The 15,770-nt window shown below is 68.0% G+C and carries 13 protein-coding genes and 1 pseudogene; 3 read left to right on the top strand and 11 right to left on the bottom strand.

Translation table 11 applies throughout. The features are described from left to right. Nucleotides 1–19: 19 nt before the first annotated feature. The 4 genes from P3H15_RS26960 to P3H15_RS26945 form a co-directional block, all read right to left on the bottom strand. Complete coding sequence (locus P3H15_RS26960) at nucleotides 20–439, bottom strand: DUF1707 domain-containing protein (RefSeq protein ID WP_276140034.1); 420 nt, start codon at nucleotides 437–439, stop codon at nucleotides 20–22. Nucleotides 440–495: 56 nt separating this feature from the next. Beyond that, nucleotides 496–783, bottom strand: a complete 288-nt coding sequence (locus tag P3H15_RS26955) for a PLDc N-terminal domain-containing protein (RefSeq protein ID WP_072942926.1) — start codon at nucleotides 781–783, stop codon at nucleotides 496–498. 91 nt (nucleotides 784–874) lie between these two features. Next, nucleotides 875–2,041, bottom strand: a complete 1,167-nt coding sequence (locus P3H15_RS26950; protein ID WP_276140033.1) for a pyridoxal phosphate-dependent aminotransferase — start codon at nucleotides 2,039–2,041, stop codon at nucleotides 875–877. Between the two features lie 23 nt (nucleotides 2,042–2,064). Further along, a complete protein-coding gene (locus P3H15_RS26945; protein WP_276140032.1) occupies nucleotides 2,065–2,973 on the bottom strand; it encodes a LysR family transcriptional regulator in 909 nt (302 codons plus the stop codon). Between the two features lie 131 nt (nucleotides 2,974–3,104). On the opposite strand from P3H15_RS26945, the gene P3H15_RS26940 reads away from it, so the two are divergent. Beyond that, nucleotides 3,105–4,493 (top strand): MFS transporter, encoded by a 1,389-nt coding sequence (locus P3H15_RS26940; protein ID WP_276140031.1) that lies wholly within the window; start codon nucleotides 3,105–3,107, stop codon nucleotides 4,491–4,493. Further along, complete coding sequence (locus tag P3H15_RS26935; RefSeq protein ID WP_276140030.1) at nucleotides 4,490–5,242, top strand: 3-hydroxybutyrate dehydrogenase; 753 nt, start codon at nucleotides 4,490–4,492, stop codon at nucleotides 5,240–5,242. The genes P3H15_RS26940 and P3H15_RS26935 overlap by 4 nt, the downstream gene beginning before the upstream one ends. Before the next feature lie 72 nt (nucleotides 5,243–5,314). Here P3H15_RS26935 and purD read toward each other — a convergent pair whose 3' ends face one another. Both purD and P3H15_RS26925 read right to left on the bottom strand, forming a co-directional pair. Next, complete coding sequence (gene purD / locus P3H15_RS26930; RefSeq protein ID WP_072942916.1) at nucleotides 5,315–6,568, bottom strand: phosphoribosylamine--glycine ligase; 1,254 nt, start codon at nucleotides 6,566–6,568, stop codon at nucleotides 5,315–5,317. A gap of 69 nt (nucleotides 6,569–6,637) precedes the next feature. Beyond that, a pseudogene (locus tag P3H15_RS26925) lies at nucleotides 6,638–7,974 on the bottom strand (FAD-dependent oxidoreductase). Nucleotides 7,975–8,162: 188 nt separating this feature from the next. Here P3H15_RS26925 and P3H15_RS26920 point away from each other — a divergent pair. Next, nucleotides 8,163–9,323: an ABC transporter substrate-binding protein gene (locus P3H15_RS26920; RefSeq protein ID WP_276140028.1), complete on the top strand. Its 1,161-nt coding sequence runs from the start codon at nucleotides 8,163–8,165 to the stop codon at nucleotides 9,321–9,323. Nucleotides 9,324–9,391: 68 nt separating this feature from the next. On the opposite strand, the gene P3H15_RS26915 is transcribed toward P3H15_RS26920, so the two are convergent. The 5 genes from P3H15_RS26915 to P3H15_RS26895 all read right to left on the bottom strand — a co-directional run bounded on the left by P3H15_RS26915 (nucleotide 9,392) and on the right by P3H15_RS26895 (nucleotide 15,755). Then, nucleotides 9,392–10,195 carry an SDR family NAD(P)-dependent oxidoreductase gene (locus P3H15_RS26915; RefSeq protein WP_276140027.1) on the bottom strand — a complete coding sequence of 268 codons (804 nt, stop codon included), beginning with the start codon at nucleotides 10,193–10,195 and terminating at the stop codon, nucleotides 9,392–9,394. A gap of 73 nt (nucleotides 10,196–10,268) precedes the next feature. Continuing rightward, the gene (locus P3H15_RS26910; protein ID WP_276140054.1) at nucleotides 10,269–11,471 is read right to left on the bottom strand and encodes an ATP-binding cassette domain-containing protein; all 1,203 of its coding nucleotides are present in this window, start codon (nucleotides 11,469–11,471) and stop codon (nucleotides 10,269–10,271) included. After that, on the bottom strand, nucleotides 11,468–12,841 hold the full coding sequence (locus P3H15_RS26905; RefSeq protein ID WP_276140026.1) for a branched-chain amino acid ABC transporter permease: 1,374 nt from the start codon (nucleotides 12,839–12,841) through the stop codon (nucleotides 11,468–11,470). Before P3H15_RS26905 ends, P3H15_RS26910 begins: the two co-directional genes overlap by 4 nt. Nucleotides 12,842–12,846: 5 nt before the next feature. After that, nucleotides 12,847–13,716 carry a branched-chain amino acid ABC transporter permease gene (locus tag P3H15_RS26900; protein WP_276140025.1) on the bottom strand — a complete coding sequence of 290 codons (870 nt, stop codon included), beginning with the start codon at nucleotides 13,714–13,716 and terminating at the stop codon, nucleotides 12,847–12,849. Between the two features lie 104 nt (nucleotides 13,717–13,820). Then, on the bottom strand, nucleotides 13,821–15,755 hold the full coding sequence (locus P3H15_RS26895) for an FAD-dependent oxidoreductase (RefSeq protein ID WP_276140024.1): 1,935 nt from the start codon (nucleotides 15,753–15,755) through the stop codon (nucleotides 13,821–13,823). Nucleotides 15,756–15,770: the final 15 nt, after the last annotated feature.

Below are 15,770 nucleotides of genomic sequence, written 5' to 3'. Positions count from 1 at the left end.
CTCGGCCCGAGTCAGACCCTCACCACGCCCGACACGACCGCCGCCCGAAGCTGCGCCGGGCGAGCACGAGCCACACGATGGGCAGGAAGACGAGCGGGGGGACGCGGACCAGCGCGACCCACAGGATCGCGGCGAGGATGGCCACCACGAACACGAGTACCCGCAGCGCCGCCGCCTCCCGCCCCGGGTCGCGTCGCACGCGCACCCGTTCGGGTTCGGGCGTGAAGCGCTGCTTGTCCGGAAGATCCGCGAACAGCGGCACGAGGTCGCCGGCGGTCTTGGCGAGGTACGCCGCCCGCACCCGGGCGTCGAACTCGTCGGTCTCGAGCCGTCCGGCTGCGAAATGTTCGGCGAGTGCCGCCGCTGCTTGCTCCCGTTCCACGGTTCCGATGCGGACTCCGCCGGGAAGGGGTGGCTGTGGATGACTGATGTCGCTCATGTCGTCGCCTCGCGCCTGGTTTGTAACACTGTAATCCTAGCCACAGTGTAGGCCTTCTATTCCTGGTCGCGCCCGTGGAAACCTTGCCGGCGCTGTTCCTCCGCGCGTTCCCGGCACCGCCGCACGAACTCGGCTTCCTCCGGGTCGGCGGGCAGGCGATCGCGCGGAATCTTCTGCGGCCGCCCGGCCACGAGCCACAGCACCGAGCCGACGAGCGGAAGCAGCAGCACGATCACCAGCCACCCCTCCTTCGAGAGGTTCCGGAACTGGTCGTCGTCGGTGGTGACGGCGTCGGCGAAGCACAGGACCCACAACACGAATGCGAGCAACGCGACGTACAGCATCGCCGTTCTCCTTGCCTGGCGCGCCCGAACACGCAGTGCGCCCAAGTCCATCGAACAACTGCTGCGGCACCGCCGCAAGAGTGAACCGCGGCTACAGCCAGCGGCCCAGTCGCACCAGGGATTCCCGGACCTCGGCCGTGGATCCGGCGAACGACAGCCGGACGGTCTTGTCTCCGTGGACGGTGTCGAAATCGATGCCGGGGGCCAGCGCCAGACCGGTGTCCTGCAGCAGCCGCGAGCACCATTCCGTCGACGTCGCGCCGTGGGATCCGCCGAGCAGGTGCCCGATGTCGGCGTACACGTAGAACGCCCCGTCGGCGGGCGCCAGGTCGGTGATGCCCAGCTCGGGAAGTCCGGTGAGCAGCAACTCCCGGTTGACGGCGTAACGCTGGACGTGGCCGTCGAGTTCGGCCCTCGATTCCTCGCTGAACGCCGCGATCGCCGCGTACTGGGAGATGGCGGGCGGGCACACCGTCATGTTCGACGCCAGCCGCTGCAACGGCCGGCGCAGCCCCTCGGGGACCAGCATCCAGCCCAGCCGCCAGCCCGTCATCGAGAAGTACTTGGACACGGAGCCGACGACGACGGATTCGCGGGACGTCTCCCACGAACTGGTCATCGCCTGCTCGCCGTATCCGATGCCGTGGTAGATCTCGTCGGAGATCAGTAGTGTCCCGTGGGCGTCGCACCAGCGGGCGAGGGCGGCCAGTTCGCCGGGGTCGATGACGGTGCCGGTGGGGTTGGCGGGGCTCGCGACGATCAGTCCGGCCGGCGGCTCGGGCAGGGCGTCGAGCATCGCGACCGTCGGCTGGAACCGGGTGTCGGCTCCGCAGTCGATCTCGATGACGGTGCAACCGAGCGCGGCGAGCGTGTTCCGGTAGGCCGGGTAGCCGGGGCGGGCAACCACGACGGTGTCGCCGACGTCGAAGGCGGCGAGGAACAGCAGCGTGAACGCGCCGGAGGAACCGGTGGTCACGACGACGTCCTCGGCGTCGACGTCGATTCCGTACCTGCCGGCGTGATATCCGGCGATCGCCTCCCGCAGCGGCAGGATCCCGAACGTCTCCGTGTAGCCGAGCAGGTGCCCGTCGAGTACTTCCCGCGTCGCACGGAGCACCGGCTGCGGCGCGGGCGTGGACGGCTGTCCGGCCGCGAGGGTCAGCACGTCGCCGTGGGTGCGCTGACGTTCGGTGGCGGCCTTCCACACGTCCATCACGTGGAAGGTCTGGATGTTGGACCGCTGGGATTCGGGACGCACCCCATGACGCTAGCGTGACGCGCTCACTCCCCCGCCAACGCGTCCCGCTGCGATTCCACCGTTTCCCGGATCGCGCCCACCACCGCCGCGACCTCCGGTCGTCGCAGCGACTCGGGCCGCGCCACGAGCCAATACGCCAGCGTGGCCTCGACCTGCCCGGGCAGCACCCGCACGAGGTCGTCGTGGCGGTCGGCCATGAAGCACGGCAGCAGCCCGATCCCAGCCGACGCCCGGGTGGCCTCGACGTGCACGAACACGTTGGTCGACGTCACCGATTCGCGCATCGAGACAGTGAGGCGGCGTGCGAGGTCGAGTTCGTCGACCTGCAGCATCGAGTCGATGAAGTAGACGAGTGAATGATCGGCCAGATCGTTCACCCGCGTCGGGGTGCCGTGTTCGGACAGATACGACCGCGCGCCGTACAGGCCGAGGGTGTAATCGGCCAGCCACAGCGCCTCCGCCCGGTGCACCTGCGGTTTGCCCACGACGATCTCGATGTCGAGTCCCGAGCGATGCTGCGAGGCCCGGCGGGTGATCGCGACGATCTCGACGGACACGTCGGGGTGCCTGCTGCGGATCAACGCGCCCGCGGGCGCCGCGATGTAGGCGCTGAACCCGTCGGTCGCCGACACCCGGACGACGCCCTTCAGGTGGTCGGCGCCGCCGGGTTCGGCGACGAGTCCGTGGACGGCGGCCTCCACGCGTTCGGCGGCGGTCAGCGCCTGCCGCCCGAGGTCGGTGAGCTCCCACCCGCCGGTGGCCTTCACGAGGACCCGGCCGCCGAGGCTCTTCTCCAGACTCGCGATCCGGCGCGAGATGGTCGTGTGGTTGACCCCCAGGTCGTCGGCGGCGGTGTTGAAGCGGCCGGTCCGCCCCACAGCGAGCAGGACGAGGAGGTCGTCGGCGCTGGGCATGGACGTTTCCGGGGTCATTTCTGCATATTTGCACATGCGGGTTGCAGGTTGCGTCATTGTGTGCGCACAAATATGCATCAATACTCGGCAGGACCAATGAACTGTGCCCCCAGTCACAAAAGGGTGCGGAGTGTGAAGAGGAGCGACAGATGAGCGTCGACGAAACAGCGCACGCGAAGGAAGCCCCGCCGTCCGGGCTGAAGAAGGTGGTCGGCGCATCCATGGCCGGCACCGTCGTCGAGTGGTACGAGTTCTTCCTCTACGGGACCGCGGCGACGCTCGTGTTCAGCAAGGTCTTCTTCGCGGCCGGGGGCAACGAACTCGACGCGATCATCGCGGCGTTCGTGACCTACGCCGTGGGCTTCGTCGCCCGGCCGCTCGGCGGGATCGTCTTCGGTCACTTCGGCGACAAGTTCGGCCGCAAGCAACTGCTGCAGTTCAGCCTCCTGCTCGTCGGCACGGCCACGTTCCTGATGGGCTGCCTGCCCACCTTCGGCCAGATCGGGTACTGGGCCCCCGCCCTGCTCGTCACGCTCCGCTTCATCCAGGGATTCGCCGTCGGCGGCGAGTGGGGCGGCGCGGTGCTGCTGGTGGCCGAGCACAGCCCCAACAGATCCCGCGGCTTCTGGGCGTCGTGGCCGCAGGCCGGTGTGCCCGCGGGCAACCTCGTCGCGACCGTGGTCCTGCTGATCCTCACGACGACGCTGTCCGACGAGTCCTTCCTCAGTTGGGGCTGGCGTGTCGCATTCTGGCTGTCGGCCGTGATCGTCCTCGTCGGCTACTACATCCGCACGAAGGTCACCGACGCGCCGATCTTCATCCAGGCGCAGAAGGAAGCCGAGCACATCAAGGAGACGTCGTTCAGCGTCTTCGAGGTACTGAGGCGCTACCCCCGCGGCGTGCTGACGGCGATGGGCCTGCGTTTCGGCGAGAACGTCATGTACTACCTGGTGGTCACGTTCTCGATCACCTACCTCAAGGTGGTCGTCCACACGGACACCGCGCAGATCCTGTGGTGGATGCTGATCGCGCACGCCGTGCACTTCGCGGTGATCCCGCTCGTCGGGCGGCTCTCCGACACCATCGGCCGTCGTCCCGTCTACATGATCGGCGCGCTCACCGCGGGCACGTGGGGCTTCTTCGCCTTCCCGATGATGAACAGCGGGCACAACGCCGTCATCCTCGGAGCGATCATCATCGGCCTGGTGTTCCACGCCTTCATGTACGCCGGCCAGCCGGCGATCATGGCCGAGATGTTCCCGACGCGCATGCGGTACTCCGGCGTCTCCCTCGGCTACCAGGTGACGTCGATCGTGGCCGGTTCGCTGGCGCCGATCATCGCGACCAGCCTCCTGAGCAAGTACGACTCCGCCGTTCCGATCGCGATCTACCTGGCGATCGCCTGCCTGATCACCGCCGTCGCCGTCGTCGTCGCCCGGGAGACCAAGGGCATCTCGCTCGAGTCGATCGACGCGGCGGACGCGCAGATCCTCGCCGACGAGAAGGCCGCAGGCGCGAAGAACGAGGTCCGGGCATGACCGAACAGAATCTGGCCGGGCGCACCGCGCTCGTCACCGGCGGCGCCAGCGGCATCGGCGCGGCCTGCGCCCGGGCCCTCGCCGCCCGCGGAGCCCACGTCACGGTCGCCGACCTCGACGACGTGGCCGCCAAGAGCCTCGCCGACGACATCGACGGAACGGCGTGGCACGTCGACCTCCTCGACACCGATCCGCTCACCGAGTTGCGGCTCGAGACCGACATCCTCGTCAACAACGCCGGGATCCAAACCATCAGTCCCCTCGAAGAGTTCCGCCCCGAGGACTTCCGGCGCATCCAGACGCTGATGGTCGAGGCGCCGTTCCTGCTGATCCGTGCCGCCCTGCCGCACATGTATGAGACGGGTTTCGGGCGCATCGTCAACGTGTCGTCGGTGCACGGGCTCCGCGCGTCGGCGTTCAAGGCCGCGTACGTCACCGCCAAGCACGGGCTCGAGGGACTGTCGAAGGTGACGGCCCTCGAGGGCGGCCCGCACGGTGTCACCAGCAACTGCGTCAACCCCGGATACGTGCTGACGCCGCTGGTGCAGAAGCAGATCGCGGATCAGGCGCAGGTGCACGGCATCAGCGAGTCCGAGGTGATCGAGAAGGTGATGCTCACCGAGAGCGCGATCAAGCGACTGGTGGAACCGTCGGAGGTCGCTTCCCTCGTCGCGTGGCTCGCGTCCGCCGACGCAGGCATGGTCACCGGCGCCTCCTACACGATCGACGGAGGCTGGACCGCCCGATGACCTGGTGACCGACACAGGCGTGCACCCCCGGACGCTCCGGGGGTGCACGCCTGTTTCGACAGTGCTTCGACCTCAGGGAATGGCGATGCGGCCCTCGACCGCGGCCAGCCCGATGTCCTTCCGGAAGTGACTTCCCGGCAGCTTGATCGCGGAGATCTTGGAGTACGCGTCGGCGCGCGCCGCGTCGAGGTCGGCTCCGACGCCGACCACGCTGAGCACGCGTCCGCCTGCGGAGACCACCTGGTCGTCGACGAGCTTCGTGCCTGCGTGCAGGACGCCGTCACCGTCGGCGCCGGTGATCACGTCGCCGGTGCGCGGGGTCGCCGGGTAGTGCTCGGCCGCGACCACGACGGTCACCGCCGAGCCGTCCTGCCATTCGAGCGGCGCGACCCGGTCGAGCGTTCCGGTGGCCGCCGCGTTCAGCAACTCCCCGAGCGGGCTCTTCAGCAGCGCGAGAACCGCCTGGGTCTCGGGGTCGCCGAAACGGCAGTTGAACTCGACGACGGCCGGGCCGTCCTTGCCGATCGCCAGCCCGGCGTACAACAGACCGCTGAACGCGCTGCCGCGGGCGACGAGCTCGGCGGCCACCGGCTTCACGACGTCGTCGACGATCTGGGTGACGGTCTGCTCGGGCAGCCACGGCAGCGGCGTGTAGGCGCCCATGCCGCCGGTGTTGGGTCCGGTGTCGCCGTCACCGACGCGCTTGTGGTCCTGGGCCGGCAGCAGCGGCACGACGGTCTCACCGTCGACGACGCAGAACAGCGACACCTCGGGACCGTCGAGGAACGATTCGAGGAGGACGGGGTGGCCGTTCTCGAGCAGTTCGGCCGCGTGGTCGCGGGCGGCGTCCCGATCGGTGGTGACCACGACACCCTTGCCCGCCGCGAGGCCGTCGTCCTTGACCACCCAGTTGGGCCCGAAGCGGTCGAGTGCCTCGTCCAGCTTGGCGGGCGAGTCGACGATCTCGCTGTGCGCGGTCTTCACGCCGGCGGCGGCCATGACGTCCTTCGCGAACGCCTTGGAACCCTCGATACGCGCGGCGTCGGCCGACGGGCCGAAGCAGGCGATGCCTGCCGCGCGGACGGCGTCCGCGACACCGAGCACCAGCGGGACCTCGGGGCCCACCACGACGAGGTCGGCGTCCAGTTTCTTCGCGAGGGCCGCCACCGCCTCCCCGGACGCGATGTCGACCGAGTGCTGCTCGGCGATCTTGCCGATCCCGGCATTGCCGGGCGCGCACATCAGGGCACTGACACCCGGATCGCGAGCAAGGGCGAGAAGGAGGGCATGTTCACGGGCTCCGGAGCCGATAACGAGTACGCGCACGGGTGTCAGCCTACGGGCCGCGCCGGGCTGCGGCTCCGCCGCCCGTGAGTACTTGTTAACCGCCGGCGGTTAACAAGTACTCACGGGTGACAGCATGCTGCTCGATCCGCGGCGGCCAAGCCGAACACCAGGGCAGGTGCGATACCTCCGGTGTATGCGCGGTGGTAGAGCCCGCCGGTGTCCGATCCGGCGGCAAACAGTCCACTGATCGTGCCGCCCGCCGAATCGAGGACACGGCCGTGCTCGTCGATGCGGATGCCGTGGAACGGGAACGTCAGAGCCGGGCATGCCTCGACGAGGTAGTACGGACCCTCGTCGAGCGGGGACGAGTCGAACCTACGCGGAGGCTGCCCGTCCCCACCGGCCGCGTTGAGAGAGCGGATCTGATGTGCGATCGCAGCGCCGTCGTAGCCCCACTCCTCGGGAAGGTAGGCGAACTCGTCCAGGTTCTCGGCGATTCCACACCGCCCACCCCGGCGCTGCGCGAGGTCGAACTTGTCGAGAGACGCGGCGCCTTCCACGTAGCTGCCGGTAATCCAGTCGCGGTAGACCCGCGCATCGGCAACGAGCAACCCTCGCGACTCGGGCTGCTCCAGCAGGTCCATCGTGGTCAGATGGTCCCCGACGGTCTCATCCGTGAAACGGCGGTTCTCGAGGTTGAACAGCAGCGCGTGCTCGCTGTAGTAGAGCGAAAGTGCGACGAAATCGGACGGGTCGCGGAAGCGCACGCCCGTCGGTACGAGGTGGCCGTAGAAGCCGGACCGATCCGTCCCGGTCGCCGCGCCGACGGCCTCGGCCAGGCGAAGTCCGTCTCCCGCGCTGGTGGGATTGGAGCGCAGTTGCATCTCGCTCGCCGCGGGGTGGATGTGCGCGGAGGCCAACTCGGGACTCGCCTGGAAGCCGCCCGTCGCAAGAATCGTCGCCGGGGAATATATTTCACATTCAGTGCCGTCCGCGAGCCGGACACGCGCACCGGCGACTCCACCGTCCAGCGGGAGCAGCGCGAGAGTCTCTGCACGTGTGTGCACCTCACCGCCGTGACTTCGGATTCGGCGACGACACTCGTCGATGTACCGGTTGGTGTCGAACTGATGCCCGGTGCCGTAGCGGAGTACAGTGACCGCGTCCGCGCAGTCGACGCCGAGTGACCGGATCCAGTCGATTCCGTCGGAGAACCCGTCGACCAGCGCTCGCCGTAATTCCGGATCACCGTCCGGGTTGACCTCGTCCATGACCTCGTGCGAAGGCGCGGTCCAGGCGTATCCGGCGAACTGGGCGGACCCGCCGATCGCCGCGGACTTCTCGACGACGACAACCGATTTTCCGCTGGTCGCCGCCCGCGCGGCCGCAGTCAGCCCGGCCATTCCGGCGCCGATGACGAGTACGTCGGTTTCGATTTCTGCCATCCAATGCTCCTCATCGCATGTGACCGAGCCGTTGTGTTACCACCGACACACTAGCTCTTCAACTGAAGTCAGTTCAATAGTTCGGAGATTGCCGGGCCTCGAGGCTCCGCGTCGTGCACGAATGTGATTGCCGACACACGAGTTCCCCGATAGCATCCATTGAACTGAACTCGATTCAAGGAGTGGATGTGCGGAAAATTCTTCTCACGGTCGGCGTGGTTCTCGCCACGACCTTGACAGCCTGCGGAACGCAAGCCGGCAACGGCGATGCGGGTGGCCCGATCAAACTCGGTGCGTGGCTTCCCCTCTCGGGGCCACAGGCGTCGGGCGGTCTTCCGCAGGAGGCGGGCACCCAAGCGTTCTTCGATCAGCTCAATGCGGCAGGGGGGATCCACGGACGCCCCGTCGAGTGGACGCCGGTCGACAATGCCTTCGATCCGCAGCAGACGATTCAGGTGGCGCGACAGTTGGTCTCTCGCGACCGGGTTGTCGCGATCGTCGGCGCCAACGGCACGGCCACCACGGAAGCGACGTTTCCGTTCGTCCTCGAACAGAACAAGATCCCCGTGTTCGGGACCTATGGCGGCTCCGCCGCCTGGTACGACCCGCCGAGGGACGGGTTGTTCGGCAGCCAGACGCTCTACGAGAACCAGGCGCGCGCTGCCGCGCAGTGGGCACTCGACGAGGGTGCCAAGAAGGTCACGATCATCCGCAACGATCCGGCCGCGTTCGTGAATGTGGGCGCAGTCGCCACGACCGAGCTCGAGAAGGCCGGCGCGGAGGTTTCGACGGTGGAGGTCAAGCTCGGTACCACGGACTACAGCCCGTTCGTGTCCCAGATCCGTGCGGCCGCACCCGATGCGGTCCTGACGATCCTGCCGATCCAGGAGGCCGCCGCCTACCTCAACGAGATGGCGCTGCAGGGTGTGAAGATTCCCAGCTACGGCTACTCCCCTACGGTCGGTAACAGCCTGCTCGATCTGGCCGGTAAGAATGCGGACGGATTCCGCGCCGTGTCACTCACGCTGCCTCCCACCGCCGACACCCCGGAGGTCGAGGAATACCGTCAGGCGCTGGCGAAGTACAAGCCCGGCGAGAAGCCCGACTTCTACTCGCTGGCAACCTACGGTTCGGCCAAAGCGTTCGCTCAGGTCCTTACGACCATCGACGGCGAGATCACGTCCGAGTCCATCACCGACGCGATAGTCGCGAGCGGCACCCTCGACACGGGCGTCATGCCTCCGCTCACGTTCAGCGCCGACGAGCACGTCGGCACCCGCAGCGTGGTCCGGGTCCAGGTCGAGGACGGCAAGTTCGTCCCCGTCGGCGACTTCGTGTCGCCGCAGTAGCACCGCAGTAGCACTGTGTCCCGCCCCTGAATTCAGGGGCGGGACACAGTTGTCGGTGGGGATGGGGCTCAGACGGTGAATCGCCCACGGTTGCTGAGCAACACCGCACCGACGACATTCCTGGCCTGTTCCGAGGCGAGGAACAGCACGTTGTCCGCGATCTCGTCCGGTGTCGCGTACGGCACCGGTGTGTTGTTGACCCACTGCACTTTCAGCTCTTCCGGTGTGCGAGCGGCCATGCCGGTCTCCGTCGGTCCGGGAGCGACGAGGTTGAGCCGGATGCCGAAGGCCACGACCTCCTTGGCGACGGCCTGGCAGAAAGCATGGACGGCCGCTTTGGACGCCGCGTAGTGCGGGTACCCCGTCAAAGTGTCGAATGCCGAGGACGAGCCGATCACGACGATCGCGCCACCTTTCGGCTTCATTTCCCGCACTGCGGAGCGCACCACGTGAAATGTTCCGTCCAGGTTGACCGACATCACGCGGCGCCACCGTGCGTCGGTGAGGCTCGCCGTCAGGTCGATCGGGGTGCCGGCGGCAGTCGCCTCCGTGATGATCTTCTTGGACTCCGGGTCGTCCACACCGGCGGCGTGCACGACGACGTCGAGCCGGCCCTCGGTGGCGACGACCTCCGCCATCACGGCATCGACGGCCGCCGGGTCCGAGACATCGACCACTCGGACGATCGTCTTCGGATCGTCGCCGTACCGCAGGCGCAGCTCGTCGACCACGATGTCGGCCACGTAGACGCGGGCAGCACCCTCGTCGACGAGCTGCGCGACAACGGCTGCTCCGATTCCTGATCCGCCTCCGGTTACCAGGGCTACTGCGTCGTCGAATCTGCCGTGTCCTGCCGTCCGAGACCTGTTCATCTTCTCTGTTCTCCTTTTCTCCGAGCCTGATCGATCGGGACGGTGATTCAGCTTCGCGGAACGCCCACGGCCGTCACGGCTTCGGTACGAACACTTCCCCGATGTGCGCGGGGATCTCGGTACCGAAGTACGCTGCCTCCGCGATCTGACCGAATCCCGGCGTGCCGCTGTTGCCGCGCGCGACGACCTCACCTTGGCGGAGAACAACGATCTCACTGCAGGATTCGAGCGCGCGGGCGAGGGACTGGTCGAGCAGGATGGTCGTGATGCCCCGACGTGCCAGAGCATTGACCTGCGAATAGACCTCGTCGACCATGGCCGGGGACAGACCCAGCGCGGGTTCGTCGAGGATCAGAACTTCGGGGTCGGCCATCAGCGCACGGGCGATGGCGACAAGCTGTTGTTCGCCGCCGGACAGCGAGCCTGCCGGGATGTTCATGCGGGTGCGGACCCGTTCGGGGAGTCCGTGCTGCAACTCTTCGAGCCGAGTGCGCAACCGGCGGCCGGAGATTCCTGCGGCGTACGCCGCGACCTCGAGGTTCTCGCGCACCGACAGGGTGCGGAACAAGGCACGCCCCTCGGGAACCAGGCTGAGCCGCAGCGCATCTGTGCCAGTGACCGTCCGGCTACCGCCGGTCGAGTGCAAGTCGCCGTGCAGGATCCGGCCCAGGGTGCTCTTGCCGGCGCCGTTCGCGCCCACGATGCCGAGGATGCCGCCCGCGTGGACGTCGAGATCGATGCCGGACAACGCCCGTACACCCGCGTAGTGGTGCTCGATCCCCCGCACGGAGATCAACGGCGTCGCCGCTCGGTCGATGCCGGGGGCGATCAGTGTGGTGTCGATGTTTCCGAGATACGAGTCGCGGACCGTGTGGTTCTGGAGAACGGTGTCCGGGGTTCCATCGGCGATCAGCTCACCGAAGTCGAACGCCACCACCCGATCCGCGACGGCGAACAGGTCGTCGAGGACGTGGTCGATGATGACCACGGAGGTGCCGGACTCCGAGAGCCGGCGGATGTGTTCTGCGAGGGTCCGACGTTCGTCCGCGTCGAGGCCACCGAACGGTTCGTCGAGAACCATCAATCGCGAGTTGTCGGCCAGCGCCGCGACCGCGCGGGCCAGATCGACCCGCTTCTGCAGCCCGAACGGCAGTTCTCCGGGGAGTCGGTGCACGTGCTCGGCCAACCCGACACTTGCGAGTACCCGCAACGCAGAGTCGCGATCGGCACGGCGCTCCCAGCGGTTGACGACACTGACATTCTCGAGAACGGTCAGTTCCGCGAAAAGTTCGGCATGCTGAAATGTCCGGCCGAGGCCGAGCGAACTCGACGAGTCGCCCGTACGCCGTTCAGCGGTCGGCCACCGAGTTCCATCGCCCCCTCGAGTTCACCGCCACCGATCAGGCCGCACAGGGCGTTGACGAACGTGGTCTTGCCGGCCCCGTTCGGCCCGATGATCGCGAGCACCTCACCCGCACCGACGCGGAGAGCGATATCGTGCACGGCCTGAAGACCGCCGAATCGAACACCGAGCGCCTCCGTCCTCAGCACAGCCGCCTCGGCGGCATCGGCCCGCTGGTTCGCGCCCGATCCCGCAGTGTCGACGAGGTCGGGTCCCGAGAGGGACCGCGCCGGGCGGCCGAGTGCCCGGGTGACCGGGACGAATCGGCGCAACAGCTTCCCGGCCGTCGGGACGATTCCATCGGCGAGGAACAGCAGGGTGAGAATCAGGACACCCCCGATCAGGTAGGGCTGGTCGATCGACAGCGACGACGCCAAGGTCGGTGCGGACGCCAGGAACGCGCCGCCGAGAACGGCGCCGATCACACTGCCGGTCCCGCCGAGGACGGTGGCGGCAATCAGGTTGACCGCGAACACCATCGAGAAGCCTTCCGGGCTGATGAAACCCGACAGCAAGGCGAGTAGCACACCGGACAGGCCCGCGACACCCGCACTGATCGCGAAGCCGAGGCTCGACTGCAATTCGGGAGCGATCCCGATCGATCTGCCCGCCAGGGGGTGCGTCTTGGCGGCGACCATACGCATACGGATGGTCGTGCGGCGCAGGAACACCGACACCGCGATCGCGAGACCGAGAATTCCGACGGCCAGGTAGGTGACTTCGTCGGACGACGGAACGAGGTCGCCGAGCGCGGTCTCGAACGTCTCGACCGGCACTCCCTGGTCGCCGCCGGTGACGCTCTTCCACGCACCGATGATCTCGAGGATCACCAAGGTGAACGCCAACGTCAGAAGGGCGACGTACAGCACGGAGAAGCGGGAGCCGGCGAAACCGAGGAATCCTCCCAGCAGTGCGCACAAGACAACGGCGACAACGGATGTGAAGGCAAGTCCCCAACCGTGACTGCTGCCGTAGGCGGTTGCATACGCGCCGATCGCAACCATTGCGGGGTGCCCGATCGACCAGATGCCCGTCCACCCGGCGAGCAGCGAGATGGACAGGACGATCAGTCCGTACACGGCAGCGAGTCCGACCGTGTACATCTGGTAGCCCGGTACGAGTCCGGAGGACAGCACCACCAGCGTGAGGAGCGCGGCAGCCGGGCCGCCGAGAAGCTGACCGGCGCCGTACAGCCGCTGGGCGGCGCGTCCGGCGGGCGGGGCCGAGATGTCTTTTGTGACCATGGATATCAGACCCTCTCGAAGGTTTGGCGGCCGAAGATGCCCTGGGGACGAATGAGCAGCACGAGCACAGCCACGCAGAAGACGAAGGTGTCGCGGAAGCCGGCGGAGATATAGGCTGCAGCGAGGTTGTCCAGGACACCGATGATGAGCCCACCGATGACGGCGCCGTACATGCTGGTGAGACCACCGAGCAGGATGCCTGCGAAGGCACGGAACAACACGGGGGCGAGGATCACCGGCGACACCCCGGTCTTCGGGGCGTACAGGAAGACTCCCAGCACCGCCAGCGCCATGCCGAGAGCCCAGGCGGTCCGCGCGACCTTGTGCGCGTTGATGCCCATGATCTCGGCGGTCTCGGCGGATTCGGCGACCGCGCGCATCGCAGATCCGAGCGGCGTGCGCGTGAAGAGGTACGCAATGGCCGACACGGCCAGCGCGGCGAGGACGATCGTGGCGATGTCCTGCAGCATCAGGTTCGAGTTGCCGATCGAGATCGTGCCGTCGACGAGCTGCGGGAATCGTCGCGGCTGCTCTCCCCAGTACTGGCCGATCAGATGCTCGACGATGATCGACAAGCCCATCGTGACGACGAGCGCGGCGAAGAGCTTTCCCTGCCCCAGTGGACGGATCAGCGCTTCCCGCACCACGACTCCGCTGAGGGCTCCGAAAACGACCGCGACGACCAGTGCGACGACGATGCCCACGCCGGCCCCGTACGCACTGAGAGCAACGTAGATGGCGAGAGTGGACAGCGATGCCATTGCGAAATTCATGACGTCGGTCGATCGGAAGATGATGACCAATCCGAGTCCGATGAGACCGTACACGGCACCGTTGGCGATGCCGGTGGTCAAGGTGATGAACAACTGATCCACGATGCCTCCGAGGGCGGCCGGTTCAAATTGAGTTGACTTCAGTTCAGTAACCTATGGGACGACGAGTGTGAGCGCAACCACACCGCCACCCCCGTGAGTACTTGTTAACCGCCCGCGGTTAACAAGTACTCACGGGCGACAGCATGACCTTCGGCGACGGCGTGTGCGACCTTGCGTGGGACGAGCGCATCGCCGATGACGTGCACGCGTGGGTTGCCGGGCGCGAGGAGCGACCAGTCGGCCGAGCGCCGCTCGCCGGCGACGACGACCCGGTCGGCGTCGAGGCGGGTCCTCGCCCCCGACAGCGTGCTCTCGAACTCGACCGAGCCGTCGGAGACCGCGACGATCGACGACAGCACGCGCACGTCGACCGGTTGGCCCGACAGCCGGCGCAGGTACTGCACGCGCCCCTCTGCGGGGAGGCCCGACGCGAAGGCCGCGGCCGGCGTCAGGACCGTCACGAGGCCCGCACCGGCGGCGAGTGCGGCTTCGACCGAACTCGCCGCGGGCCAGAGGCCGAATCCGTCGTCGACCACGACGACGTGGCCGGCGCCGCGCAAAGGCTCCCCTCCCCCGGCCAGTGCCTGCGACGTGAGCAGCGACGTCGTTCCCGCCGCTTCACGGGGCAGCGCCTCCTCGGCCCCGACCGCCAGGACCACGTCGTCGAAGCCCTCCAGCTCAGCGGCACTCACCCGGTGGCCCAGCCGGATCGTCACCCCCGACAGGTTGCCGGAGTAGTAGTCGAGGAGGCGACGCCAGCCGCTGCGGTGCGGTGCATCCGCGGCGATCGCGAGCTGACCCCCGATCCGGTCGCGGCCCTCGAAGAGGGTGACGTCGTGGTCGGACCGGAGTCGCATCGCGCACTCGAGACCGGCCGGGCCCGCACCGACGACGGCGATCCGGCGCCGGTCCGTGGACCGGCGCGTCGGGCCCAGGGTCAGCGGGTACGCCGGGCGCGCGGACTCGCCCGGCGGAGCGAGTTCCGGATTGACCGAGCAGAGCAGGACCGGGTCGAACGCCCGGCAGTCCTCGTTGCAGGACACGCACGGGCGGATCGCGGATTCCCGGCCGGTCAGCATCTTCCGCGGGAAGTGCGGGTCCGCGATCAGCGGTCGTGCCACGCCGACGAGGTCGGCACCCGACCGCAGGGCGGCGTCGATGGACGCGCCGGTGCGGAAGGACTGCGACACGAGCAGCGGTGTCGCGACGGCCGCGCGCAACCGTCCGACCGCGTCGAGCAGTGGCGGGTCGGTGACGGCCATGTCCCGGACGTAGGTGGTGCGGACGCCGACGGTGACGTTAACGTAGTCGAAGCCGGAGAGGTGCGGAAGGAGCTCGCACAGCCCGTCCATGCCGAGGCCGGCCTCTTCGCCCCCTTCGGCGGAGACGCGCACACCGAGGACGAGACCGGGACACGCGTCGCGGATCGCGGCCGCGATGCGGTCGAGGATCCGCACCCGCTGCGAGACCGTCGCGGCGTCGGGGCCGAAGTTGGTGACCGGCGAGAGGAACTGCGCCAGCAGGTATCCGTGGGCTGCGTGCAGTTCGACGACGGGGAATCCCGCGGACCACGCGTGAACAGCGGATGCGCGGAAGGCGTCGACGATCCCGTCGACTTCGGCGGGCCCGAGTGCGCGGGGACGTGTCGGTTCGCGAGGCGAGCGGACGACGGTCGGTGCCACGGGATGGCTCCACAGTTCGGCGCCGAGCGTTTCACGACCGAGGTGCACCAACTGGCACGCCGCCACGGCCCCCTCCTCGGTGATCGCCCGCGCCCGGGCCTCGAGGCCTGCGACGACGTCCGGACGCCAGGCCTCGGTGATGTTGCCGTTGCGGTTGGCCGAGTTCGGTGACACCACGGTGCCGCCGACGATCAGCATCGCCGCCCCGCCCGCCGCCCGGCGGCGCCAGTAATCTGCGTCGCCGGGCGACGGGACACCGCCGGCGACGGCTCCCGAGGCGTGCGCCGTCCCGACGAGACGGTTCGCCAACCGGAGCGGGCCGAGCTGCAACGGCCGAGCAGCACGTGGAGACGTCATGAATGCTCCTAACTG

It is taken from the genome of Rhodococcus sp. T2V, from assembly GCF_029269925.1.
GTDB classification, from domain to species: domain Bacteria; phylum Actinomycetota; class Actinomycetes; order Mycobacteriales; family Mycobacteriaceae; genus Rhodococcus_F; species Rhodococcus_F koreensis.
This window is presented reverse-complemented; position numbering and strand designations above follow the sequence as displayed.